The sequence below is a fragment of the Pedobacter psychroterrae genome, from assembly GCF_004331695.1.
GTDB lineage: Bacteria > Bacteroidota > Bacteroidia > Sphingobacteriales > Sphingobacteriaceae > Pedobacter > Pedobacter psychroterrae.
The window spans coordinates 618,534-642,318 of the sequence record NZ_SJSL01000001.1; the positions used below are offsets into that span (position 1 = coordinate 618,534).

At 41.5% G+C, this 23,785-nt stretch carries 22 protein-coding genes; 3 read left to right on the top strand and 19 right to left on the bottom strand.

All coding sequences use genetic code 11. The annotated features are described in order from the left end of the window. Position 1: 1 nt before the first annotated feature. The 6 genes from EZ437_RS02595 to EZ437_RS02620 form a co-directional block, all read right to left on the bottom strand. Complete coding sequence (locus tag EZ437_RS02595; RefSeq protein ID WP_131592958.1) at positions 2–1,234, bottom strand: ABC transporter permease; 1,233 nt, start codon at positions 1,232–1,234, stop codon at positions 2–4. Between the two features lie 19 nt (positions 1,235–1,253). Then, positions 1,254–1,892 carry an MBL fold metallo-hydrolase gene (locus tag EZ437_RS02600; protein WP_131592960.1) on the bottom strand — a complete coding sequence of 213 codons (639 nt, stop codon included), beginning with the start codon at positions 1,890–1,892 and terminating at the stop codon, positions 1,254–1,256. 9 nt (positions 1,893–1,901) lie between these two features. Then, entirely contained in the window at positions 1,902–2,486 is a 585-nt protein-coding gene (gldD, locus tag EZ437_RS02605; RefSeq protein WP_131592962.1) for a gliding motility lipoprotein GldD, read from the bottom strand. Between the two features lies 1 nt (position 2,487). Then, complete coding sequence (locus EZ437_RS02610) at positions 2,488–3,231, bottom strand: shikimate dehydrogenase family protein (protein ID WP_131592964.1); 744 nt, start codon at positions 3,229–3,231, stop codon at positions 2,488–2,490. Further along, positions 3,231–4,001 (bottom strand): phosphosulfolactate synthase, encoded by a 771-nt coding sequence (locus EZ437_RS02615; RefSeq protein ID WP_131592966.1) that lies wholly within the window; start codon positions 3,999–4,001, stop codon positions 3,231–3,233. Before EZ437_RS02615 ends, EZ437_RS02610 begins: the two co-directional genes overlap by 1 nt. Before the next feature lie 68 nt (positions 4,002–4,069). Further along, positions 4,070–5,473 carry a tetratricopeptide repeat protein gene (locus EZ437_RS02620; protein WP_131592968.1) on the bottom strand — a complete coding sequence of 468 codons (1,404 nt, stop codon included), beginning with the start codon at positions 5,471–5,473 and terminating at the stop codon, positions 4,070–4,072. Between the two features lie 275 nt (positions 5,474–5,748). Between EZ437_RS02620 and amaB the strand changes: the two genes are divergently transcribed. Continuing rightward, positions 5,749–7,290 carry an L-piperidine-6-carboxylate dehydrogenase gene (amaB, locus tag EZ437_RS02625; RefSeq protein WP_131592970.1) on the top strand — a complete coding sequence of 514 codons (1,542 nt, stop codon included), beginning with the start codon at positions 5,749–5,751 and terminating at the stop codon, positions 7,288–7,290. A 128-nt stretch (positions 7,291–7,418) separates the two neighbouring features. Continuing rightward, positions 7,419–10,313, top strand: coding sequence for a DEAD/DEAH box helicase (locus EZ437_RS02630; protein WP_131592972.1), 2,895 nt, complete (start codon positions 7,419–7,421; stop codon positions 10,311–10,313). Here the strand turns inward: EZ437_RS02630 and aat are convergent. After that, positions 10,310–10,942 carry a leucyl/phenylalanyl-tRNA--protein transferase gene (gene aat / locus EZ437_RS02635; protein ID WP_131592974.1) on the bottom strand — a complete coding sequence of 211 codons (633 nt, stop codon included), beginning with the start codon at positions 10,940–10,942 and terminating at the stop codon, positions 10,310–10,312. The two genes, EZ437_RS02630 and aat, sit on opposite strands and share 4 nt — an antisense overlap. 32 nt (positions 10,943–10,974) lie before the next feature. Continuing rightward, entirely contained in the window at positions 10,975–11,955 is a 981-nt protein-coding gene (locus tag EZ437_RS02640) for an App1 family protein (RefSeq protein WP_131592976.1), read from the bottom strand. A 49-nt stretch (positions 11,956–12,004) separates the two neighbouring features. On the opposite strand from EZ437_RS02640, the gene EZ437_RS02645 reads away from it, so the two are divergent. Continuing rightward, entirely contained in the window at positions 12,005–12,880 is an 876-nt protein-coding gene (locus tag EZ437_RS02645) for a diacylglycerol/lipid kinase family protein (protein ID WP_131592978.1), read from the top strand. On the opposite strand, the gene EZ437_RS02650 is transcribed toward EZ437_RS02645, so the two are convergent. From EZ437_RS02650 to EZ437_RS02700, 11 genes are all read right to left on the bottom strand, one after another. Next, positions 12,877–13,527 carry an energy transducer TonB gene (locus EZ437_RS02650; protein ID WP_131592980.1) on the bottom strand — a complete coding sequence of 217 codons (651 nt, stop codon included), beginning with the start codon at positions 13,525–13,527 and terminating at the stop codon, positions 12,877–12,879. The genes EZ437_RS02645 and EZ437_RS02650 overlap by 4 nt on opposite strands. A gap of 23 nt (positions 13,528–13,550) precedes the next feature. After that, on the bottom strand, positions 13,551–14,204 hold the full coding sequence (locus EZ437_RS02655) for a peptidoglycan DD-metalloendopeptidase family protein (protein ID WP_131592982.1): 654 nt from the start codon (positions 14,202–14,204) through the stop codon (positions 13,551–13,553). After that, positions 14,204–14,584, bottom strand: a complete 381-nt coding sequence (rbfA, locus tag EZ437_RS02660; RefSeq protein WP_131592984.1) for a 30S ribosome-binding factor RbfA — start codon at positions 14,582–14,584, stop codon at positions 14,204–14,206. The genes EZ437_RS02655 and rbfA overlap by 1 nt, the downstream gene beginning before the upstream one ends. A gap of 26 nt (positions 14,585–14,610) precedes the next feature. Further along, a complete protein-coding gene (gene hflX, locus EZ437_RS02665) occupies positions 14,611–15,801 on the bottom strand; it encodes a GTPase HflX (protein ID WP_131592986.1) in 1,191 nt (396 codons plus the stop codon). Between the two features lie 22 nt (positions 15,802–15,823). After that, complete coding sequence (gene trpC, locus EZ437_RS02670; protein ID WP_131592988.1) at positions 15,824–16,615, bottom strand: indole-3-glycerol phosphate synthase TrpC; 792 nt, start codon at positions 16,613–16,615, stop codon at positions 15,824–15,826. Positions 16,616–16,617: 2 nt separating this feature from the next. Then, on the bottom strand, positions 16,618–17,190 hold the full coding sequence (locus tag EZ437_RS02675) for an anthranilate synthase component II (protein WP_131592990.1): 573 nt from the start codon (positions 17,188–17,190) through the stop codon (positions 16,618–16,620). Positions 17,191–17,209: 19 nt separating this feature from the next. Then, on the bottom strand, positions 17,210–18,610 hold the full coding sequence (locus EZ437_RS02680) for an anthranilate synthase component I family protein (protein ID WP_131592993.1): 1,401 nt from the start codon (positions 18,608–18,610) through the stop codon (positions 17,210–17,212). Positions 18,611–18,884: 274 nt separating this feature from the next. Beyond that, the gene (locus EZ437_RS02685; protein WP_131592995.1) at positions 18,885–19,313 is read right to left on the bottom strand and encodes a cytochrome B; all 429 of its coding nucleotides are present in this window, start codon (positions 19,311–19,313) and stop codon (positions 18,885–18,887) included. A gap of 19 nt (positions 19,314–19,332) precedes the next feature. After that, positions 19,333–19,746 (bottom strand): Dabb family protein, encoded by a 414-nt coding sequence (locus tag EZ437_RS02690; protein WP_205942631.1) that lies wholly within the window; start codon positions 19,744–19,746, stop codon positions 19,333–19,335. 60 nt (positions 19,747–19,806) lie between these two features. Next, entirely contained in the window at positions 19,807–22,176 is a 2,370-nt protein-coding gene (locus EZ437_RS02695) for an ABC transporter permease (RefSeq protein ID WP_131592997.1), read from the bottom strand. A 375-nt stretch (positions 22,177–22,551) separates the two neighbouring features. Next, positions 22,552–23,712, bottom strand: coding sequence for a DUF1624 domain-containing protein (locus EZ437_RS02700; protein ID WP_131592999.1), 1,161 nt, complete (start codon positions 23,710–23,712; stop codon positions 22,552–22,554). Between the last annotated feature and the right edge of the window lie 73 nt (positions 23,713–23,785).

Genomic DNA, 23,785 nt, shown 5'->3' on the forward strand with positions numbered 1-23,785 from the left:
GTCAGATATCTTGATTTAAATGGTTTATCTTTTTTACGCTCAAATTAGAGGACAAAGCTGATGCCACAAAAGAAAATATACTTACCGTTAAAAATACCAGTAAAAAATCTTTCCATTTAAAAGCTACAGGATAAGCATTGGTGATCACCAAATTTTCCTCAGACATTTTGAACATACCAAATTTCTGTTGCAATAAACAAAAAATAAACCCAATTATAAGACCAAATATACACCCTGTCATGGTGATCATCATTCCTTCAAACAGAAATATCTGCTTAATCAATTTTTTACCTGCTCCTAAACTGCTCAACACTGAAATGTCTTTTAATTTATCTATCACCAGCATGGTCAATGATCCAATAATATTAAATATAGCAATAATTAAGATAAAGGTGAGGATTATGTATACAGCCCACTTTTCACTTCCCAGTATGTTGTAAAGTACTTTATTCTGCTGTATCCTGTCCTTTACTTCAAAACTGTTACCCAGACTTTCTTCGACGGCCTCTTTAAAACTTTCGGCATCAGCGTCTGGTTTTAAATTGATCTCGATAGAAGAAATCTTTTCAGGCTCGCTCAATAGCTCCCTGGCAAATTTAATCGGAACAATCGTTACGTTATCAAAATCCTGCTGTACCTCAAAAACACCAGCTACCGGAATTGATAAGATAGTAAAATCATCCGCAGGATTGACAGAATTGACCTTAGCCCCCTTTTTTGGAGAAAAAATCTGCAGTGGATTAAATGGGTCTGTAGTATTTACCATCAGGTACGTTTGGATAGCGGAGCCGATTACCGCGCTACTTCCACTGGCGTTTGATAGTACAAACTTACCGTCAATAATGATGCTGTCAAGACTTTTATTCTTTAAGTAATCTGTACTTACTCCCTTGATCAAAGCTACAGACTGCTTATCGTTATACCTTAATAAGGCGTTCTCAGAAAGAACCTCAGTATAGGAATAGAGGTCCTTATTACGCTTCAGCTCCTTAAAATATGTCAAGTTAGGATCAAAAGTCTTTCCCTTAGCCGGAGCAATGACTATTTGAGGAGTAATGGTGTTGAACATTTTAAGTACCACCTCTTCAAAGCCATTAAATACCGACAAAATAATAATTAATGCAGCACTTCCTACAAAAACACCAACCACGGAGATTGTGGAAATGATGTTTATAGCATTGGTTGACTTTTTGGCAAAAAGGTACCTGCGAGCTATGTAAAAGGGTGTATTCAAATTATTCTTTATTAATGTGCTATTGTAAAAAGGGATTATGCAATTTCTCAAAGCCAATGGTGGTAGACTGCCCATGACCAGGATGAACCGCGCAATCATCGGGCAATATAAACAAGTTATTTTTTATACTCCTAATCAATTGTCCGTAATTTCCTCCGGGTAGATCTGTGCGGCCAATACTTGTATAAAACAATACATCGCCCCCAATCAGAAAGTTATCTTCCCTGGAATAGAAACATAGATGTGCAGGAGAGTGACCTGGAGCAAAAATTAGTTCAAGAACACTGTTTCCGAACCCGACCGTCCCGGTTTCCGCAAGGAAGATCTCCGGCTCGGGTGAAAGCTCATAGCTCAGCCCCATTTGCGGCACATAGCCGGAAATTGCCTGCAGTACAAATAACTCCCCTTTGTGAAACTGTGGTTTCAGGCCCCAATTATCATACACAAATTTATTACCAAATACATGGTCATAATGACAATGTGTGTTTAATAAAAGAACGGGCTTAAGCTGCTTTTCCCTAATGAATTTCACAAGAATATTTTGTTCCGCTCCATCGTACATTCCAGGATCAATAATTACACATTCCCCTGTTTCGTCAAACAAAACATAGGTGTTCTCGCGTACTGGATTAAAGGTAAATTTTTGAATACTAATCATATTTCAATGCTAATTCTTCCATTTAAATGTATCGATCATTCTGTCAAGGTCTTCTTTTATAAAAGAGACAACCGGCTGAATGGAATCATATTGTGGTTTTTCATTAAAATAAAGCGCAGCCCTGAAATAGTGCCCGATGCTATCTGTTAAGAAAAACTGCACCGAAGACGCCGTATTTCCCTCTATAGCGTAATATACCCCATACAGTTTTTTGCCAGGGTAATTAATGACCTTCTGATCTATTGCATTGGCTTTAACAGTATGTTTAAAGGCAAGCGTTCTTGCATCTTCTATCAATCCCAGGTACTCCTTTTTGGAATTGATGTCATAATAAGTCATGTGCAATCTGGCATTGAACCGGGCGAAAGATAAATTATACCAGCATGGACGCGTATCGGCGCTACTATCTGCAACTACCTTTGCATACACCGGATAATCAAATGAAAAAGGGCAGTTTCTGTCAAAACTCTTATATGCTTTTTTGGGCAGTTCAATGTGATAATATCCCCTTGGCTTTGGAGCGTAATCACTGCTGGTACAGGAATTTGACACCATTATCAATAAGAAAAAGGAAAGAAAAATTAGTCCTTTCATTTTATGAGTTCCAGATATGCCACGAACGCTCAGCCTGAAGATGTAACATCTCCAGTCCATTTTTTACTTTAGCACCATAGGATTGCGCCTTTTTCAGAAACAGCGTCTCCTCAGGATTGTAAACCAGATCATATGCCAGATGCTTTCCCGACAATGCGGAATATGGGATTTCCGGATAGCTCTCTGTATTGGGTGACATTCCCAATGGGGTTGTATTTATCAACACCGTATACTCCTGCAGTAGTTGCGGCGTTACGGCTGCATAAGAAATGGTCTGGTCAGACTGCTTTCTTGAAACCACCAAAAAAGAAATGTCCAGCTTTTTCAGGACATATTTTACCGCCTTAGCCGCACCACCATCACCAAACACCAGCGCCTTGCTTTGTTGGGGATCCAACAGCGGCTTTAATGACTCTTCAAACCCATAAGCATCTGTATTGTACCCTTTAAGCACTTGCTCTCCATCATTTTGCTGTATTGAAATACAATTTACAGCCCCTATCTGATAAGCGGCTTCATCCATTTCATTTAAAAAAGGCAATACGCCAAGCTTATGGGGTATGGTTACATTTAAGCCACGAAGCGATTTATCGCCGGCTAGGAGTGCCGGCAAAGACTGGGTACTTTCAATAGGAAAAAGCTCATATTCACAATCTATAATGTGTTCTCGGTCGAACTTTTCGGAAAAGAATTTTTTTGAAAAAGAATGTGATAATGGAAATCCTATTAATCCAAATTTTCTCATTACAAATTCTCTAAATTCAGGAAATGATCAAAAGTATCACCTCTTAAACCCAAACGTATAGTTTCCAGGGGTATGACTTCGGCTGGAGCAATATTGCCCAGGTTCACATTAGCACCCAGCAATTTGATAAACCAAACCTGCTGTTCCTTTTGAGGGGCTTCCCATATAATTGTTTCTTCAGGTATCTGTGTTAAGATTTCATCTACAAGGCCTTCTCTCACTTCTCCAGAACCTCTATAAATCCCTACATTTCCGCCTTCTCTCGCTTCAGCGATAACTTTCCATGAGCCTGCATCGATTTCGGCCTGCATCAGTTTGATCCACTTATAAGGTGCAAATATTTTGGCTGCGTCTTTAGAACCCACCTCAGATATTACCGTGACCTGCTGTGACAACTGCCGGATGTATTCACATTTAATGTCGTGATCAATAGTAATAGAGCCGTCAGAAACCTCCGCATATTCCATCCCGAATTGTTCCAAAACGCGACGGTAATCATCAAATTGATTGCGGATAATGAAGGCTTCGAAAAGTGTCCCACCAAAGTAAGTAGGTATTCCGGCAGATTTATAAATGGCTAACTTCTCTTTTAAATTAGGGGTAACAAAAGAAGTAGCCCATCCAAACTTGACAATATCGGTATGTATGCCTGCTACATCTATAAAATCTTCTGTTTGTCTCAGGCTTAATCCTTTATCCATGACCATGGTAATACCCTTATCGCGGGGTTTTACAGATCTTTCAGGTATATTATTCAGTTGGTAATTCATATTGGTCACAAAGGTGAAAAAAATCAGACAGTTTTCATCAGCAATGGCCAATAAAAAACTGCCTACTTTTATTTTATATAGCGGTTGATCACTTCAATGATCGATCCATTCTCTTGTAATTGAGGTAAGTACTCAAAAAGGATGTAATGTTTTTCGGGATCTGTAGCCAACGCCGTTTCCAGGTAGAGCAGCGCGTCATTTTTTTGCCCCAACGCAAACAGATAAGCCACCATTCTATAGTAGAGCTCTGCAGCGTCAGGATTGTTCTTTATGGCATCAGCTATTGTTTCTGAGGCCTCCAGGAGCTTACCCTGCTCATACAACACCGTCGAAAAATCGAGCCACGCTTCTATATCCAGGGGATTATACTCCAGCACTTTATAATAAGCTTCTACCGACTGGTCTATTTGTCCGAGTTTATAATGGGCGTCGGCCATTGCAAACCAGAAATCAGGATTCTCATCATCAAGATCAATGGCTTTTCTGTAAAAATGCAGGGATTCAAAATATCGTTCTTCAAAATTGAGTGTTACCCCTATCCCAAACCATGCGTCTGCCATTTTGGAATCCATTTTGACAGATTTCTTATAGTAAGAGCGCGCTTCATCCATTCGTTCTAGCTTTTCATAACATTCGCCGATTGCACAATAGGTATCCGCATTGGGCTTTTCATATTCAAATGTCTGTTTATAGACCTCTATTGCTTCTGCAAAGCGATCTAACTGAACCAATGCGTTACCTTTATTGTAATAAGCAGAAGCAAAATTATCCTTTATAAGGATGGCATAATCGTACGCGTCAATCGCTTTTTCAAACAGATCAAGTTTATGGTAAGAGTTTGCCAGGTTATACCATGCGGCGTAAGAATATGGATCATTGTCTATATATTCCTGGTAGAACTGAATGCTTTCTTCCTGCTTGTCGAGTATATCGTAGCAAAAAGCAAGTTCATACAAACCATCCTTATTCTCCATATTCTGCTCCAGGCTCTGCTTGATGTAAACAATTGCGCTTTCGTAATCAAGCATATTTTGATAGACATAAGCTATCTGCAATAAGATCTCATCTGTAGTTTCGGCAAATTCAAGCGCCTTCTGGAAATTATCCAGCGCCTCAGAATACCGCTCAAGGCTGTTATATATATTCCCTCTCAAAATATAGATCTCCACCTCAGATGCTTCCAGCATTTCCGCCTTTTGCAAAGCAAGGAAAGCGCGTTCAGTTTGATCTGTCACAAAATATAACTGGGCTTGTTTAACCAGAAAAACCGCAGCATATGGATGCTGGTTCAGCGCATATTCTATAACCTGTAACGCTTTTACAGGATCATTCTTCTCAATATAATAATCAATAATATTCTCAAAGGCCTGAGCATCAAAAAAGTACTGATCCTGATTGCGTATCATCTCTTCATACCGCTCTACAGAGCGCTGTGCATCTTCACTAAAATCAAAATAAAATTCCTCTTCCATATATCGACTAATTAATGAACAGATCCCTGTGTTAAAAATACACTATAAGTTTACAACAAATAATATGACAATGTCCCAAATAATTTTCAACATACACAAAACGCTTCTTGTAAATCACTGATTATAATATTAATAAGCAAAAATCTGGTCCCCATTATATATTTGAAGTTTTTTGTGTGTTGGCTGGGGTGTTATGATTAATGCAAAATAACGTAACTTTATCTTGATTAAGGTAATATCCAGGTAAAGAAACCTTATAAAACTAGCTTATCGTCATGCAGAATAACATCAGTACAGTTCTAAAAAACTTAAATATACTGGATTTAAATCCGGCCTACAGTACAGGCAGCGAATGGGGACTTTCTGCTCATTCACAAATACTGGACAGCTGCTCACCCGTAGACGGCAAGCGGATTGCCGGTGTGCGGATCACCTCAAATGAAGATTATGAAATTGTAGTCAATAAAGCTGCGGAAGCATTCACATTCTGGAGGAATCTCCCTGCCCCGAAACGCGGGGACATTATACGGCAGTTTGGTGATGCTTTGCGAAAAAACAAAGATGACCTTGGAACACTGGTTTCTTATGAAATGGGAAAAAGTCTTCAGGAAGGGCTTGGTGAAGTCCAGGAAATGATTGACATCTGTGATTTTGCAGTAGGCCTGTCCCGCCAGCTATATGGCTTGACCATGCATTCGGAAAGACCAAACCACCGAATGTACGAACAGTGGCATCCCTTAGGAATTGTAGGTGTCATCTCTGCATTTAACTTTCCGGTGGCTGTTTGGAGCTGGAATACCGCGCTTGCATGGATATGCGGAAACGTATGTATCTGGAAGCCTTCCGAGAAGACCCCGATCACCGCTGTCGCCTGCCAACATATTATAGCCGGAATATTTAAAGCAAATGGAGTGCCTGAAGGGGTAAGCAATCTGATTATTGGCGACCGGCAGATCGGGGAATTAATGGCAAATGACAGCCGCATTGCCCTTATTTCTGCGACAGGATCTACCCGCATGGGCAAGGCTGTTGCAGCAGCTGTAGCATCGAGATTAGGAAAGAGCTTACTGGAGCTTGGGGGGAACAACGCGATCATCATTTCTCAGCATGCAGACTTAGATATGAGCCTGATCGGCGCTGTCTTTGGAGCAGTAGGTACCGCAGGGCAACGCTGCACCTCTACCCGCAGGCTAATCATACACGAAAGCGTATACAATGCCTTTACTGAGAAGCTGGTCAAAGCTTATGGCCAACTTAAGATCGGTAATCCCCTGGACCAGAAAAACCATGTCGGACCGCTAATTGACAAAGAGGCAGTAGCGGGCTATTTAGCATCTATTGAAAAGTGCAAAGCAGAAGGTGGCAAATTTATCGTAGAAGGCGGCGTTCTGACAGGGCCGGAATATGCAAGTGGCTGTTACGTACAGCCCTGCATAGCAGCCGTAGAAAATGACTACAAAATCGTTCAGCACGAAACTTTTGCCCCCATACTTTACCTGATAAAATACCAGAAACTGGATCAGGCCATTTTACTCCAAAACGATGTGCCCCAGGGACTTTCTTCCGCAATCATGACTTTAAACATAAGAGAAGCCGAACAGTTCCTCTCAGCTACCGGATCAGATTGTGGTATCGCAAATGTAAATATCGGAACCTCAGGTGCTGAAATTGGCGGTGCCTTTGGCGGAGAGAAAGAAACAGGTGGAGGAAGAGAAAGTGGGTCTGATGCTTGGAGAGCTTACATGCGGAGACAGACCAATACCATTAATTATGCGAACACCCTCCCCTTAGCACAGGGGATCAAATTTGACTTATGACAGCCTCCAAACTAAGGATACTGTATAAAAAATACCGAAACTGAGGGTTTTATTTGAAAGACCTTCAATTTTGATGTATGTTTAAAGATTTTTAAATCTTTAAACTCCATTTGTTTTAACCTGAGCCAATGTTACGCGTAGATACTACCAAACCTTACAAGATTGTATACTCATTGTGTAAGCATGCGTATTTTGGCTACTTAATTGAACCTCATATTGTTCAGCTAAATCCACAAGGTGATTTCTCGTTAACCTATCAGCGTTTATTCTCCCATACAGCTAAAGAATTTGCCGGAAATCTTACAGAGAAGGACATGAAGCTGATCAAAATTCTTGATGAAACAGAACAGAACCACGTCATCAAGAAATATCATAAAAAAGCCATCAGACCCGGAGAGTTTTTCAGCAAATTCTTCAACGAGAAGTTTTATGAAAACGTACGCCCGCGGATAGAAAAAAGACTATCAGAAGTTTTACAAATCCTCAAAACGGATGGCTCACTTTATCTAATGGACAATGACGGATGGCCTGCCGAACGCAAAATCGAATTTGCCGAAGAGGCTGCAACAGTATTGTTCCATTTTAGAAAAGGAGATACAGAAACCCGATACTTCCCTACCATAAAATACCAGGGACTGCGCATTGATTTCATGTTTAAAGAAGCGCAGGTAGTCAGCAATCAACCCGCCTGGTTATTGCTTAACGATATGGTCTATTATTTTGAGCAGGATATTGAAGGGAAAAAACTACAGCCTTTTTTAAATAAGCGTTACATTACCATACCCAAATCGACAGAAGAAACCTATTTTGAAAAATTTGTAGGCCCGTTAATTGAAAAGTACCACGTATATGCAGAGGGTTTTGAGATAAAAACAGAAAAACACGAACCCATCCCTGTTATAAAAGTTATTTATGTGGATTCGGGGGTTTCCCAGCTGCAGTTGTATTTTAAATACGGGGCACATGTCTTTGCAATGGGCAATGAAAAAAAAATCACTGTCAAGCTCTTAAAAGAAGATGACAGCTATGTCTTCAACCGCATTAAAAGAGACACTGCATTTGAAAAATTAAAGTTTAATGTACTACTTGGCCTTGGTCTTAAAAAGGTAAGCTCATTATTTCATAATCTGGAAGTATTGGCCGGAAAAGAGGAGGACCTGTCCTATGCGGTCATCAACTGGGTGAATGAGCATATAGGGGAGCTGGAAAATAACCGCTTTGAGATAGAGCAGCATTCCGGCGCCAAGAGATTCCTTTTTGCGACCAATAAAATTGATTTTGAGATCAAAGAAGACAATGATTGGTTCGACATCAATGCAATTGTGTATTTTGGAATTCACCCTATTCCCTTTATTGCGTTAAAGCAACACATTCTCCACAAAAAAAGAGAGTTTACATTGCCCGATGGATCTATCGCCATTATTCCCGAAAAATGGTTTAGCCAATATGGCAGCATTTTCAGCCTTACCGAGGGAAACAAAAATTTACGCCTGAAAAAGCACCACATAGGCCTGATCAGTGAGCTGGCGGAAGACAGTATTGCCAACGTGACTTTGAGCCGTAAGCTTGAGAAACTAAACGATTTTGAAAATATTGCTGATGTTAAAATGCCTGTAAACTTTAAGGGCGATCTGCGCAGCTATCAAAAGGCAGGGTATAACTGGTTTAGCTTTTTGCGGGAATATCACTTTGGCGGATGCCTGGCTGACGACATGGGTCTGGGGAAAACCATTCAAACCCTGGCCATGCTTCAAAAACTTAAAGAAGAAGATGAGGCCAACGGAACCCATACCACCTCACTCATCATCATGCCGACCTCCCTGATCTATAACTGGTTAAATGAGGCGAAAAAGTTTACCCCAAAGCTGAAAATCCATTCGCATATAGGTACGGCCAGGGACAAAGATGTAAGCATATTTTCCCGTTACGACGTCGTGATCACCACCTATGGGGTTACGAGGGTTGACATAGAATTGCTTATCATGTTTTATTTCAATTATATTATCCTCGACGAAAGTCAGAATATAAAAAACCCTTCATCCAAATCCTTTAAAGCTGTCAAAGCCCTAAAGTCCCGTCACAGGCTTATCCTGAGCGGCACGCCAGTCGAGAACTCCGTTAGTGATCTCTGGACTCAGCTTACCTTCCTGAATCCGGGGCTACTGGGAACCCAGTCATTCTTTAATGAGGAATATGTGCAGGCCATAGAGAAAAGAAAGGATGAAGATAAAGCACGCAAGCTTCAGGCTATCATTAAACCCTTTGTATTAAGGCGTACCAAAGAGCAGGTGGCTGCAGAACTTCCTGCCAAAACGGAGCAGGTCTTCTATTGTAATATGAGTGAAGATCAGGCTGCCTATTATGAAAAGACAAAATCTGCCTACCGCAATGATCTGCTGAGCAGCATGGATGACGGTACATATGCAAAAAAACAAGTTCAGCTGCTACAGGGACTGACAGCGCTTCGGCAACTGGCCAATCATCCGGTCATGATAGATGAGGAATACCATTCAGACTCCGGAAAGTTTGAAAGCGTGATCCATACACTCGACAATGTACTTAAAGGCGGGCATAAAGTGCTTATATTTTCACAGTTCGTTAAGCACCTCAACATATTCAGAAATTACTTCGACAAGGAGGATATTCCTTTTGCATATCTTGATGGTTCAACAAGAAACAGAGGTGAGATAGTGGCCGAATTCCAGGAAAACACAGCACTGAAAGTTTTCCTGATTTCTATAAAAGCAGGAGGGGTTGGTCTGAACTTAACCCAGGCAGATTATGTGTTTATACTTGACCCCTGGTGGAATCCTGCGGTCGAACAACAGGCCATAGACCGGACACACCGGATTGGCCAGGAGAAGAAGGTTTTCATTTATAAGTTTATTGCAAAAGACACCGTTGAAGAAAAGATCCTTGCACTGCAGAACCGTAAAAAGCGACTGGCAAATTCCCTGATCACTACAGAAGAGAGCTTCTTCAAATCACTTAGTAAAGAAGACATTAAAGAGATTCTGAACTAGGGCTTTAGAAACGCCATATACTTTTCTCTTGAAATCATTTGTGCACCTAAGCTCAGCAAATGATTGTTAGGAAGCTGACAGTCGATCAGTTTAAATTTACCTGTACGGCATAGCCAGATCAGGGCAGTTTTAGAAGCATTGCTAACCAAACTAAACATACTCTCCCCACAAAACACATCATTTATCAGTACTCCGTAAAGTCCCCCTGCCAGCTTATTCCCCAACCATACCTCTACACTGGCTGCATGGCCCTTCAGGTGTAGTTCAATGTACGCCTCCTGCATCTCTGCTGTGATCCAGGTTCCCGGCTGGTCCTTACGTCCTATCCGGGCACAATTTTCTATTACTTCAGTGAAAGCTTTGTTATAGGTAACAGTGAATACATCTTTATTCCACACCTGTTTCATACTTTTGCTTACTTTCAGCTTTTGAGGATAAATCACACAGCGTTCATGCGGCGAATACCAGCAGATCGGATCATCTTCACTATACCATGGAAAAATACCATTCTCATAAGCAAGCAAAAGTCTGGGTAAGCTTAGATCACCGCCTATGGCCAATAAACCATCATCTTCGGCAAGTCCAGGATTGGGAAAAACAATTTCCTCTTCGGGCAATCTAAAAATCATTTACAATAATAATACAATGCAACTAAATATGCCTAATTAACAATCAGTCCTATACGTTCTGAATGCATTAAGGCTTCCTTGCTATCCACAAATAAACACGTTGCTATGCCTTTGGCTGCTATTCTTTCCAGCAATTCTTTAGTTGTCAGCTCCATGTCTCTTCTGACATTCCTGATATAAACAGCCTGGATGTTTTTTGGATATTTTTCCGCAATAGTTGTATAAATTGCCGGGTCACTCTGAGAGTTGTCGCCAAAAAATACAAATTTCTGGTTTGGAAAAGCATCTATTATCCTCATCACACGCAATAGCTTACCTTCATGCCCGGTTTTACCTGTTTTAATGAGGTTCTTCCAGCGCTTTATCTGGTTCAACAAAAATGCGCCTTCTGGCAGTTTATTAAACCTGAATGTTTCTACCAGGTAATCATACAAGTTCCATTCACTGCTCGATACATAGAAAAATGGATTAGGCTGGTCAGCAGTGGTATGCGATAAAGCCAGGGCAGTATAATGTGTATAGACATCATCAAAAGTCTTTCTCGTACGGGGGTTTTTAACAAACAGTTCCCTGAGTCTTCTTCCTATCGTAGCGGAATGGGAGATCATGATGGTATCATCAATATCCGATATAAACGCGTATTGCGTGATATGGGGAACAAATATTTCGCCCTTCCCCATAGCAATCACCGCTCCATGAGCATCTATTGCTTCCACTACCACCCCATGCCAGCCGGCAACAACATCTTCAAAAGATCTCCATTCAAACTTAAAAAAACCATCATATTCAGTTTTTTGAAATACCTGCTGCTGATTAAAAGTTAGCCGCACATTCACAAATGGATAGGGTTTCAAAATAAATAGCTTAAACAGGTGCGCAATGTTTACAAAGAAGTTATTGCTAAAACCTTGTTCTGTATGGGCTTTGTACTGGAATACATGGCCATATACCACCAAATTATTAGTGTGTCCATAACCATGATATACCTTAACACTTGCAGAAGAATTATTCATTAATATTTAAAACAGAGTAACCTGAAAGTTGTTTGGTAATAAAAACACCATGTCCGCCAACTCCTCGCATTTAAACTTATTATTTATCGTTAACCCGGGATCTGGTAGCGATGAAGTAAATTTCAGTGAAGAAATAAGTGCTTATTTCAAAGACTCCGCTCATCATTCTACGGTGTATGAACTCCCTGCCGATTGCTCAAAAGAAAAAATCAGGGAAGTCATCCATCATGCAAAGCCCGATCGTGTAATCGCCGTAGGGGGCGATGGTACACTAAAATTAGTAGCCGAATGCCTGCTCCAAACAACCATTCCTATTGGTATCATCCCTGCAGGTTCAGCCAATGGAATGGCTAAGGAACTTGGAATCCCGCTTGAGCTAAACGAGGCACTGGATAATGCAGTGAATGGCAGCCCAAAAAAGATCCATGTAGTCATGGTAAACGATGAGCTGTGCATTCATCTTTCTGACATTGGCTTTAATGCCTATCTGGTCAAAAAATTTGACGATCTGGAGCACAGAGGTATGTGGGGCTATACCAAAGCGGCATGGCATGCGCTGTGGACCCATCATAAAATGGAAGTAGAATTCAAGATAAATGATACAGTAATCCGGTCTGAGGCGGCAATGGTGGTTATTGCAAATGCTACTATGTATGGTACAGGCGTAAAGATCAATCCGGAAGGGACATTAGACGATGAAGTTTTTGAAGTGGTCCTGGTAAAGAAGTATTCAGTAATGGAAATCCTGAAACTCAAATTCACCAGTATGGCACTCAATCCCAGGAACATTGAGCTTTTTCAGGCTACCAATCTTACCATCAAAACAAAACATAAGGCCCATTTTCAGGTAGATGGTGAATATCTGGGTAAGGTAAACAAGATAGAGGCAGAGATCATCCCGGCCGCGATCAGCATCATTGTTTAATTACAGTGGGTTGCCAGGAGTTCATCTGCCTTGTCTGAGCCCATGTATTTTACAAAAAGAAAGTCTTCACAGGCCCCCTGCTTATCTTTTTGCTTCAGCTTTTTCCGCCCGTCTTCCAGCCGCTTGTCCAGGTACTCATCGTCATATCCCAAACTTGTTTTCAAGGCCACAATACTGGCTTCTTCTGCCTTAGTGAATTTTCCAGAGGGCTTATTCCTGTAAAAATTGAGTACTGCATTGGTCAGGGCTGTCCTACCCTGATACGCTTCAATAGCGGCTTTTATTTCTACCTTGCTTTTATTGCCGCAACCAATGTCATCCAGTTTAAAATTTACAGGCACCACTACAAATACCGAAGTATCATGTCCCTGTGGCACATTCCACTTCCCGCTGGTCAGTCTGATCAGTCTTAAAGCCTCCTCATCCAGGTCTGTGCCCACGCCCTTTTGCACCTTTGAAAAGTATACTTCTCCCTGATTGTTAAGTTTAAAGCTGACAGTCACCGCCCCCTCTATACAGTTTTGCAAGGAATATAAGGGATACACCTTATTGGCCAGTATAAATTTATCCAGTCCACCCTTCAACTCCGGTTGCGCGCCAACAACAGAACCGGATAACACTAACAATGCTAATAAGATCCTTGCCATATCTCCTAATTTACGAATTTAAATTAAGAACGCTTAAAAGTATGCTTTAATATGAATTCAGGGTCAGGGCAATTCTCCAGGTACTCAGCCCTTTTACTGTACTGGCATACCCCGGGATAATCGCCTTTCAGGCCCTGCATATCACGGATGAGTTGAAAATGCAGGTGAGGAGGCCAGTAGCCATTCTCTTCTTTAGCCCCAAAAACAGCTATCTGCAACCCTGCCGGCACGAACTGACCTTCTTCCAGTCCGTCCAGCGAAGCAAGGTTTAAATGCCCGTAAAGTGCATGGAACGTAAGACCTTCCAACTGGTACTTCAAAATGATCGTAGCACCATAATCCCCAAAATTGTCATTGAACTTAAAGCTGTGCACCTCAGCATCGTAAAAATTGTATACCGGAGTGCCTGACGGCCCCCATATATCTACACCCAGATGTAATCTCCTGGGCTCCTCAGCACTATCAAAATGCACACTCCGGGCATAAATAGTGCGGTGTTCGCTATATCCGCCTATTCCGTATCTGCAATGGTTGTCTGCCAGTTTACTGCCCACCCAGTTGCTGAAACGATCTGTATCACTCAGAATGGTTTCATTTAGTTCCTTATTCTTTGACGTAAAATCAAAGTCATAGAGCCTGTCAGCAGCAGGATCAAAATCTACAACCCTGCCTATCACTAATCTGCTTCTTCCTGGTCAGATTCTTTCCGCTCCTTTGATATCTTGTCAAAGATCCGGTCCATATGCTCCACGTATACATTCGTATCGTCCAAAAAGAAAGTCAATGTGGGAACAACCCTTGCCTGATGGCGAATGCGGCTACCCAATTTGTACCTGATCTCTCCTGCATGCGAGTTAACCTCAGCCACAGTAAGGGAAGTATTATTTGTGTTTAAAAAGCTCAGGTATACTTTTGCTACGGCTAGGTCCGGAGATACGCGAACCCTTGTTATGGTAACCAGCGTATTTGGCAGATAGGCCTGGCCCTCACGCTGAAAAATAGCAGCTAACTCCTCCTGTATCACACCTGCAAATTTCTGTTGACGTTTACTTTCCATAATTTTTCTTTCTAATAACCGATTAACTAATATAACAGCTTATCATAAGGATAACGCTGGGTATGCAAAGCGACAACTTTATCATACAATAACTGCTTAAATTCTTCTAAATTTTCTTTTAGTGTCGCAGATATGAATATAGCAGGGGCATTGTTACTCGCCATCCAGCTCTTTTTAAAATCTTCCAGTGTAAGCACTACAGGTTCTTCGTCTTCATTATCAGTCTCCGGACTCACGTAAGCATCTATCTTATTAAAAACCACGATGGTCTCTTTATCCCTGGCCCCAAGATCTTTCAGCGTTTCATTTACCACATTAATCTGATCTTCAAAATTGGGATGTGATACATCCACCACATGGATCAGAATATCAGCTTCCCTTACTTCATCCAGTGTAGATTTAAAACATTCTACCAGGTGATGCGGCAATTTTCTGATAAATCCTACTGTGTCAGACAAAAGAAAAGGAAGGTTTTCAATCACCACCTTTCTAACCGTGGTATCTAGGGTAGCAAATAGCTTGTTCTCTGCAAATACCTCAGACTTGGAAAGCATATTCATAATGGTAGACTTACCAACATTGGTATAACCTACCAGCGCTACCCTGATCAGTTCTGTCCTGTTCTTTCTTTGAGTTTCATTCTGCCGGTCAATCTGCTTTAGCCTGCCCTTTAAAAGAGATATTTTCTCCAGGATCATCCTTCTGTCACTCTCAATTTGGGTTTCACCCGGACCTCTCATTCCAATACCACCCTTTTGACGCTCAAGGTGAGTCCACAAGCGCGTTAGCCGGGGCAATAAATATTGCAGCTGCGCCAGTTCTACCTGTGTCTTTGCCTGTGCCGTCTGGGCTCTTCCAGCAAAAATATCGAGGATGAGATTGCTCCGGTCCAATATTTTAACCTGCAGTTCTCTTTCAATATTTCTCAATTGTGAAGGCGACAGTTCGTCATCAAACACTACCATATCTATCTCTTCAGACTTAACATAAGCCTGTATTTCTTCCAGTTTTCCTGTACCTACAAAAGTTGCGCGGTCAGGTTTAAGCATCTTTTGAGTAAATTCATGCTCCACTACCCCGCCTGCAGTATCCACCAGAAAAGCAAGTTCATCCAGGAATTCCCTGGTTTCTTCAGGCTTTTCTCCGGGCCTCACTACCCCAACAAGTACTGCGCGTTCCTGTTTAAGCGCCGTGTCGTAATATTTCTGTTTTCCCATGTAAAATACAAAGATACAAAAGTTATACCGAGATCAGTTCGTCAACAAAATGTCGTATCGCCGCACCGGGATCAGTTGTTTTCATAAAGTTTTCGCCAATCAGGAATCCATTAAACCCTGCTGCTTTCAAATCTCTAATTGTTTCTGCTGCGCTAATGGCACTTTCAGAGATCTTCAAAAATTCGTTGGGTATCTTATTTACCAGGTCAAATGAGGTCTGAAGATTTACGGTAAAATCAGCCAGGTTACGGTTGTTCACCCCAATTGCATCCAGGTCAGCACAGATGCTTCTATTTAATTCTTCCTCATTGTGAACCTCCAGCAGTACATTCAAACCTAGTCCTTTAGCTACAGAAGCCAGATTCTTAATCTGTAGCGGAGTAAGTATGGAAGCAATCAGTAGTATGATATCTGCTCCCAAAGCTTTGGCTTCAACGAGCTGATACTCATCAATCATAAAATCCTTGCGCAGGATAGGAATGTCATTAGCAGCCCTGGCAGCCAGCAGGTCATCCGTATGTCCCCCAAAGAAATCAACATCTGTTAAAACAGACAATGCAGAAGCCCCCGCCGCAGCATAAGCTGTGGTTACTTCTGCTACAGTAACCTTGTCATTTATCACCCCTTTGGAAGGTGAGCGCCGCTTAAACTCCGCGATAATTCCATTACGCTGTTCATCCAGCAGAAACTGTTTAAAAGAATAGGGATTGCGGTTGAAGTGAAGCCCTTGTTCCAGTTGCTGTATGCTGACACGCTGTTTAGCCAGTGCCACTTCTTCTTTCTTACGCAGTACGATTTTGTCCAGAATAGTCATATTTATTTCTCCAACCAGTTCTTCATCATTTGTTTACCATGTTCGGTCAGCACACTTTCAGGATGAAACTGGACTCCGCGAACGTCGTATTTATTGTGTCTCAGCGCCATGATCTGATCAGCAGTATCGGTAGCGGTAATCGTAAAGCAGTCCGGCAGTCCCGAAGCACTCACTACCCATGAGTGGTAGCGTCCTACATTGATGACAGGCGGACAGTCCTGAAACAACACTTCATCCTTGTCCAGCACATTTATAGGTGTAGCGATGCCGTGCATCGGCCTCCCCAGGTTCAATAAACTTCCACCAAAAGCCTCCGCAATAGCCTGCTGTCCAAGGCAAACACCAAAAATACTTTTAGTCTGTGCGTATGTCCTGATTACGTCAAGCAACAGTCCTGCTTCCACCGGAATGCCAGGCCCCGGCGAGAGGATGATCTGATCATATTGGTCCACATCTGCCAATTCAAATTTATCATTTCTCCATACTTCCACTTCTCTGCCCAACTCATTTACCAGATGCACCAGGTTATAGGTAAACGAATCGTAATTATCTATAACCAAAACTTTCTTTTGCATGTCTTTATTATTATCCATCTTAAATCTGCGTAGCCATTTCGATTGCCCTGCGCAGTGCAGCAATTTTATTGTTCACTTCGTTCAGTTCATTCTCAGGTACAGAATCGGCCACAATGCCTGCCCCTGCCCTATAGTGCAACTGATTGTTCTTGCTCATAAAGGTCCGGATCATGATGCAATGGTTAAATTCATCGTTAAAACCCATATAACCCAATGCCCCTGCGTAGAAATTCCTTCCCAGTCCCTCATACTCATCTATTAGCTGCATTGCCCTGTATTTAGGAGCACCGCTCAATGTTCCGGCGGGATAAGTATCTGCCACCACCTTAAAGGCAGGCACATTTTCCTGGAGGTTCCCGCTCACTTTAGATACCAGGTGTATCAAATGCGAATAATACTGCACCTCTTTAAAAGACTTTACCGTCACACCGCTACAGTGCCTGCTCAGGTCATTTCTGGCCAGGTCTACCAGCATCACATGTTCGGCGCTTTCCTTAGGGTCCTGCTCCAGTCTTCTTGCCTGTTCGGCATCTTCCTCATCATTTCCGGTACGTTTAAAAGTTCCGGCAATAGGAAAGATATTGGCTACATTGTTCTTAATCGTGATCTGCGCTTCCGGCGAAGAACCAAACAGCTTAAAGCTGCCATAGTCAAAGTAAAACAGGTATGGCGAGGGGTTAATAGACCGTAAGCATCTGTATACATTAAATTCATCTCCCAGAAATGCCTGGTTATATGCTCGGGAAGGTACAATCTGAAATACATCACCTCTCAGAATATGCTTTTTAAGCTTGTCCACCATCCCCATAAATTCCTCGTCTTTCAGATTAGAATGTTCCTCACCATTTATCCTAAAACTGTACTCAGGATAATTCTTATTTTGAATGATGTATTCTATTTTTTCCAGCTCATCATCCACATCCCCGTTAAAGGTATTTTTAAATAAGGTGATCTCATTTCTAAAGTGATCAATGGCAATAATATAACGATAGATATGGTACTGCATTAAGGGAATTTCTTCCCCTTCCGGAGATGTGGAAGAAAACACAATGTCTTCAAAATGCTGTACTGCATTCCAGGTAAAATACCCAAACAACCCACTTGAAATATATCTTTTATCTTCCAGGTGATGGGGCTCAAAGGCCGCCTTGAAAGCATCAATTTCTTCAGTCAGTGAAAACTCCCGTTTCTCTTCTTTTTTACCATCGGGAAAATAGGAAGACAACGTGCCGTTCTGCAATACGATCCCTGCTACCGGTGAGGCACAAACATAGCTTACAGAGTTTTCACGGCTATGGTAATCAGAACTTTCCAACAAAATTGTGTTTGGAAACACGTCCCTCAACCGCAAGTATATACTTACCGGCGTTGTGGTATCTGCCAGTCGCTTCTTGTAGGTTGTATTGATCTTATATTTCATTTTATATCTTTTAATCCTTTTACTCTTCTATTTAAAACGTGTCCTAATCGCACCATTTGTCTCTCTTATAAAAACCATAAACAAACAAAAACCCGGCGTGCGGTCTACGTCGGGTTTTCAATGTGGTTTGGTTTAGGTTGATAAACTATAAGGTACACAAGGATACGACGAAACTCTTTTCAGAATTACTGCGCCATTGCCAAGTATGTATATTGTTAATCATGTGCAACAAAATTATAAATAAATCTTACAAAGCAAAATTAAATTGTAATATTTATGAAATACCAAAGAATGAACGTGTTGGATCCACCTTTGTCATGGCCAGGATTGCCGCCACGATCACTATCAGAGCCAGGCCAAAATAGATGGCTATGGTACGGTGTTTGGCCGCTCCGTCATCACCTCTTTTAGACCGTGCATTTCCTACAGTCACCAAAATCGCAGCAAAGATCATCATTCCGATATGTTCCATTTTCCAGTACCGGATGCCGGCTTCCACCAATGGGCTGATGAAATACATCACCAGGCCTACCAGGATCTGTATATGAGTAGCTATTAAAGCAAAAACATTCAGTTTTCTGTTACCTTCTGTATACGGTTTTTTACCAAACCAACCTGCCAGCGCCTGGATAAGTGCCAGCACCAACAGTATTAAAACAACGTAGCGCCAGCCTGAATGGGCACTTCTCAATATCTGATACATAATCTTCTATTTAGATAAATTAGGCTTCCATGGCATCATAAACAACTACTTTTTCCCAAAGAGGGCTGCAGTTCTTAACGAATTCTACGTGTATAGGATGTGTCTGGTAAGTAGCCTCTCCTTTCAGGTCACTAAAAAAGATCAGTTCAGATACTCCCCAGCTGTTGTCTACCACTCCGCGTTGCTCGGTACCGGCAGGTACACCCACAAGAAGCTCGTGTACGGTTTCTATTTTAGCTAATTTTTTAATTCCGGCTATCAGTTTATCGCGGTCTTCTTTAGAGTCCGGGTTTTTTAGCCAGAAAAATACGTGGTGTACCATAGGATATTTTTTTTGCGTATCGGTTAAAGGCATTGCTGACGCTGCTGCCGTACTTACTGCAAGGGCCGCTGCTGTCCCTATAAATTTTCTTCTGTTAGATTTTTCCATCATTATGTTGTAAAGCTATAAATATAACTATTCATAACAAACATTCATAAATTCTCCTGTACACTATTCATATTTAATCGCATTTATAGGGCTTACTGATGCAGCCTTTATAGCCTGGTAGCTAACCGTCAGGTAGGCGATTAGGATGATGAACCCAGCAGAACTTAACATCATGAATCCCGTGATCTCGGTTCGGAAATCAAATTTGGCAAGCCAGATGCCCATGAGGTAATAGCTTAAAGGAAGGCCAATGCCAATAGCAATCATTACCATTTTTATAAAATTCCAGCACAGCAAATTAACAATACTGAAATGGCTGGCACCAAGAACCTTCCTAATCCCGATTTCTTTGGTTCGCAATTCTGCACTATAGGCCGACAGGCCGAGAAGACCCAGGCACGAAATAAAGATTGATAAGCCGCCAAAAAGATTGGAAAGTATGGACAAAGTACGTTCCTGATCAAATTTAGCTTGATAAAGGCTATCCACAAAAGTGAGCTCAACCGGATACACCTGGTTCAATTCCTTTGTGACCTTATTAACCTTTTCCAAAGCCAGATCAACAGGTATTAGCGGATTTAAGCGCATAGTGATCACATCAGGTATAAATGATGCCCAAAGAATAATCATTGGCATCTCTTTTTTAGTAGGTTCAGCCCAAATAATGTCTTCAAAAACCCCTATAACGGTTCTTTTAATTTTGCCATATGTTACAGTTGTTCCTATCGGCTGCTTCAGGTTCATGGCTGTAACTGCGGTTTGATTCAACAATATTCCGGCGGTATCAGAAGCCATTTTTTCGTTAAAATCCACGCCCTTAATCATCTTAATGCCCATGGTTTTGGAAAAATCGCTGGTGGTAAAGATCTGGTTAAAATCTATGTTTTTATCGGACGGAGACATGCCTTCCCATTCCAGGCCGCTTGTAGTGGAATTTCTGGTGGAAATGCTGGCTGTAGTTTTGCACATCGCATTCACAGCTCCCGATTGTAGCAGACGTGCTTTTAAAAGGTCGTACTTTTGAAACAGCATCCCTTCCATAGGCATTTCAACCAAAGCACTGCTGTTATAACCTATAGGTCTGTTTTTAATCAACTGAAGTTGGTTGTAAATCACTATTGTACCTGTTATTAAAAGAACCGCGAAACTGAATTGTATCACGACCAATACCTGTCTGAAGGTTACAGAAGAGTGGTTGCCATTTTTTGTTACCGCTCCCTTTAACACATTTACGGGTTCAAAAGAGGAGAGGTAAAATGCAGGATAACTACCGGCAATAATACCGGTAACAAAAACACCAATAAGGACCAGTAGCCAACTGTACACATCCAGGGAGCGTATGTGGAGCTGTGTATTCAGTAAGCTATTAAATATAGGTAAAGAAAGTTCAATCATAACGATTGCAAGCACCAGACTTATCAAAACCATAATCATGGACTCCAACAGGAATTGCAGCATTAATGACTTTCTAGTTGCGCCTATCGCTTTCCTTACACCTACTTCCCTGGCCCTTTTACCAGCCCTTGCAGTTGCAAGGTTCATAAAATTGATACAAGCAATGACCAATATCCCTAATGCCAAACCAATGAAGATCTTTACCTGCTGGATCCTTCCGCCATCAGGTACTCCGTTTTTAAATTCGCCATGCAAATGGCTCTTCAAAAGCGGGTATATAAAAGGTTCAGCGGTTGCAAAAGTATTGTGTCTTTTGAGGAATTTTCTAAATCCGGAATTAAAATCATCCACATTTACCCCTTTATTCAGGGTTAGCAAGGTATAAAATGAATAGTTTTGCCATTGTGCATCCTTGATGAATATACCTTGATTTTCGTTTAGTGAAACCAGGCTTTCAAATTGATAATCTATGTTTTCAGGCAGATCTTCGATTACACCCGTTACCTTTAACGTAGCAAAGTTCATGAATTTAATCCCTTTATTTAGTGCAGTGGCATTTCCAAACAGCATCCTTGCAGCGCTTTGTGTTAAAACGATAGAATTTGGTTGTCTAAATGCAGTTTCAGCACTACCACTTACAAATTTATAGGACAAAATCTTAAGGATGTCCGGCTCTGCAAAGCGATTCTCGACCTTTATGCTTTTATCTCCATATACGAGGAGCGTCTTGGTAGACCAGGTGATCATAGCCGCGTTTTTAATTCCTGGGAATTCTGCTTTCATTGTTCCTGCCAGTACATTTGGGGTGTGATTTCCAGTACCTTTAATGCTATTTAAATTATCCAGATGGTTTACCTTGACCTCATAGATGTTCTGCACATCGTTAAACTGTGTGTTAAACTTCCACTCATTGGCCACATAGAGCAATAATAGCATAGATGCAGCTAAACCAATAGCCAATCCCCCAAGGTTAATTAATGTAAAACCCTTATTCTTCCATAAGTTTCTCCAGGCGATTTTTAAACTGAGTTCTTCCATAAGAAACGTAAAGCTAACTATATACCAAATTATAAATCAGGCTTTTTGAAGTTACAAGGCGATGTTTATCTGCTGGCTGTCCGTTAGTGGACAATTAATGTTCAGAATTGACCATTACCGGCAAATTAGCACTCAACTCTAAAAATTGGGGAGACCCAAATTTCACATGTCAAAGAACTTCTTAAGCAGCCCTCCCGGCTACCAAACCTAGCTATCCTTTAGGGAGGAGCCGGCCTTATGTCTTTTAATTTTTGATAATACAAATTTACCAATACCATAAACAACGCGATCAGTCAACAGTCAGAATGGCGATCCCTGTCGTTATTTAGCTAAATTTTGGCAATCGCTGTCGCGATTGGGAGGACAGATTTAAACCTACAAATACCTCAGGAGCTTATTTTCACTATGGGCCAGCTTATACTTGCTGTACCATTTGCAGATGGGATACAGAAGCACAACGACAGCAGCCCAGATTAGATATAGTGCCCAAAGTTCAACACCATTGGGGGCATTTGGCCGTCCAAAATTAAATCCAAACACAAAATCTGAGGTCTTAAATCCCTGAAGGAAAAGCATAATAAACATGATGCTATGCAGGATATACCAGTGAATAAGGTAATAGAAAAGCGGCACTTGTCCGTATATTTTGATCACATTTGCTACCCTGCCCCTTATTTCCTCTGCAAACCGCAGCATCAGAAACATGATACCCAAAGTAGCCAGGCAATACAAAAGTGAAGGCGGATATTTGGTGACATTAACAAAGGATAAAATAGTAAAGAGATTCTGCTTCTGCACTTCCCAATGGGATTGATCGCCATAAATATTGCTGTACCTGAGTACGAAAAAAAGCAAAAGTGAGCCTGTTCCCAAAAACAGGAAAATGTGCTTTCGCTTTTCTGCTGAAAATTCAAAAACATATCCCAGGCCAAATCCAGCGAGCATGACGCCTAGCCAGGGGATGGGTGGATATGCAATGATCAGCAGCGTGCTGGCAGTAACAGGGATTGCGGTATCTGCAAATAAAGGCGCCAGAATCTTGACCGCCACCGACTGCTCATCGACTGAAATGAGCGCTAAAAGATTGTGGCCAAAAAGGATCACCAAACCTATAATCCCCAGTATTTTTGCTGGAACCTTAATCAACAAACCCAACAGAATAAAGCAAAACCCAATAGCTCCGATCACCTGAAACAGGAATACACCAAATTTAATATCAGCCCAGAGCCCAAAAGTTATAACTGTAAACTCTAAAATAATCAGCCAGAGACCCCTGCTGATGAGAAAATTCCGGCTCGCAGATACATTTCCGTTCTTCTTAAAGGAGAGGTACGCCGATACTCCCGAAAGGAAAACGAAAGTCGGTGCACAAAGGTGAGTAACCCATCGGGTAAAAAATAAGGAAGGGGTGGTAGTAGCCAGATCCGTAGGGTCGCCAGTAGCCCCGCTGATGTGTAGCAGATCACGACTATGATCAAGTGCCATGATGATCATCACAATGCCCCTTACAATGTCTATTGAGTTTATCCTTTTCATTGGTTCTAATTTGGGTATTCCTTTTCATAAATCCAGTTTTTTATGATAGATTTAAAGCATTAATCCATAATCT

Coding starts and splice junctions, on each gene's coding strand:
- rbfA (WP_131592984.1), bottom strand. CDS start 14,584: ATGGAAAGTAAACGTCAACAGAAATTTGCAGGTGTGATACAGGAGGAG.
- EZ437_RS02685 (WP_131592995.1), bottom strand. CDS start 19,313: ATGTATCAGATATTGAGAAGTGCCCATTCAGGCTGGCGCTACGTTGTT.
- EZ437_RS02680 (WP_131592993.1), bottom strand. CDS start 18,610: ATGAAATATAAGATCAATACAACCTACAAGAAGCGACTGGCAGATACC.
- EZ437_RS02600 (WP_131592960.1), bottom strand. CDS start 1,892: ATGATTAGTATTCAAAAATTTACCTTTAATCCAGTACGCGAGAACACC.
- gldD (WP_131592962.1), bottom strand. CDS start 2,486: ATGAAAGGACTAATTTTTCTTTCCTTTTTCTTATTGATAATGGTGTCA.
- EZ437_RS02640 (WP_131592976.1), bottom strand. CDS start 11,955: ATGAATAATTCTTCTGCAAGTGTTAAGGTATATCATGGTTATGGACAC.
- EZ437_RS02675 (WP_131592990.1), bottom strand. CDS start 17,190: ATGCAAAAGAAAGTTTTGGTTATAGATAATTACGATTCGTTTACCTAT.
- EZ437_RS02650 (WP_131592980.1), bottom strand. CDS start 13,527: ATGGCAAGGATCTTATTAGCATTGTTAGTGTTATCCGGTTCTGTTGTT.
- trpC (WP_131592988.1), bottom strand. CDS start 16,615: ATGACTATTCTGGACAAAATCGTACTGCGTAAGAAAGAAGAAGTGGCA.
- EZ437_RS02695 (WP_131592997.1), bottom strand. CDS start 22,176: ATGGAAGAACTCAGTTTAAAAATCGCCTGGAGAAACTTATGGAAGAAT.
- hflX (WP_131592986.1), bottom strand. CDS start 15,801: ATGGGAAAACAGAAATATTACGACACGGCGCTTAAACAGGAACGCGCA.
- EZ437_RS02645 (WP_131592978.1), top strand. CDS start 12,005: ATGTCCGCCAACTCCTCGCATTTAAACTTATTATTTATCGTTAACCCG.
- aat (WP_131592974.1), bottom strand. CDS start 10,942: ATGATTTTTAGATTGCCCGAAGAGGAAATTGTTTTTCCCAATCCTGGA.
- EZ437_RS02610 (WP_131592964.1), bottom strand. CDS start 3,231: ATGAGAAAATTTGGATTAATAGGATTTCCATTATCACATTCTTTTTCA.
- EZ437_RS02690 (WP_205942631.1), bottom strand. CDS start 19,746: ATGATGGAAAAATCTAACAGAAGAAAATTTATAGGGACAGCAGCGGCC.
- EZ437_RS02615 (WP_131592966.1), bottom strand. CDS start 4,001: ATGAATTACCAACTGAATAATATACCTGAAAGATCTGTAAAACCCCGC.
- EZ437_RS02620 (WP_131592968.1), bottom strand. CDS start 5,473: ATGGAAGAGGAATTTTATTTTGATTTTAGTGAAGATGCACAGCGCTCT.
- EZ437_RS02700 (WP_131592999.1), bottom strand. CDS start 23,712: ATGAAAAGGATAAACTCAATAGACATTGTAAGGGGCATTGTGATGATC.
- amaB (WP_131592970.1), top strand. CDS start 5,749: ATGCAGAATAACATCAGTACAGTTCTAAAAAACTTAAATATACTGGAT.
- EZ437_RS02630 (WP_131592972.1), top strand. CDS start 7,419: ATGTTACGCGTAGATACTACCAAACCTTACAAGATTGTATACTCATTG.